Below are 962 nucleotides of genomic sequence, written 5' to 3'. Positions count from 1 at the left end.
CACTACTGCATCAGGGGCCCGCGGGGTGCACGGGGAGACCGGGCAGGCTGCGTGAGGCGCGTCGGTGGTTGGAGCGGTGGCAGGTGGGACAGCGAGGCAGCCAGGTGGCAATCACGCGCGCCATGGCGAGCCGTACGGTGATGAAGCTGTCGTGGAAGTGGCGCTCAGGCCGGGAGCGGCTGCGTGTGGGCTTCAGCCGTCCCTCGGGCCGAGGGGGGAAAACGCCGCGCGCGTTCGGCAACGATGAACGCGTAGCAGCACAGGGCCACCGAGACGTGGTGATGCCAGCCGGGGAAGCGGCGGCCCTCGTAATGGTCCAGCCCCAGCTCGCCCTTGAGGTCCTCGTAGACGCGCTCGGTTCTCCAGCGCTGCATCACCAGGCGGATGAGTTGCTTCTTCGTCCTGCGCCCCGGCAGGGAAACGAGGAAGTAATTGGCGGGCTCGGGCTCATCGTCCCGCCACTCGATGAGCAGCCCCAGCGGCTCCTGCTTGCGCTGGGGTACGCCCGCGGCGATGACTTGACGCAGGGCAAAGCATGCCGACAAGTCCTCCTGGGTGCCCTTGCGCCAGGTGCACCGTCGGAAGCCTCCCCGCTCATGAATGCGCAGGGCCAGGTCCGAAACACTCCGCGCGTCCCCTCGGGGACGCCCCTTTTCATCCAGCCTGCAGACGGTGGTTTGGGGGTCCACCGCCACCGCGTAGTGCAAGCCCAACGAGCGCAGGTGCGCTCGGAACTGACTGGAGGTGCCGTAGGCGGTATCCGCCAGGACGACACCCGGAGGAACACCGTCCTTCACGGCCCGGTCAATCATTTGCAGCGCCAGTTGGGGCTTGGTCTTGAAGGGGACCTCGGCGGGGATTCGGGCCTCGCGGCGGCGAGCCGCGTCGTTGGTCCAGCCCTCGGGCAGGTACAGCTCGAAGTCGAGGGGCAGGTGCTCGGTGCGGGTGGCGACACTGAGGCT

At 68.3% G+C, this 962-nt stretch carries 1 protein-coding gene; it reads right to left on the bottom strand.

Annotation, left to right across the window (positions count from 1 at the left end):
• Positions 1–164: 164 nt before the first annotated feature.
• Positions 165–962 (bottom strand): IS701 family transposase (locus tag G4D85_RS48410; protein ID WP_164021921.1); only part of this gene is annotated, 798 nt, incomplete at its 5' end.

Origin of the sequence: Pyxidicoccus trucidator (assembly GCF_010894435.1) — a bacterium.
Taxonomy (GTDB): domain Bacteria; phylum Myxococcota; class Myxococcia; order Myxococcales; family Myxococcaceae; genus Myxococcus; species Myxococcus trucidator.
The sequence above is the reverse complement of the archived record's forward strand: the minus strand, read 5'-3'. Positions and strand labels throughout refer to the sequence as shown.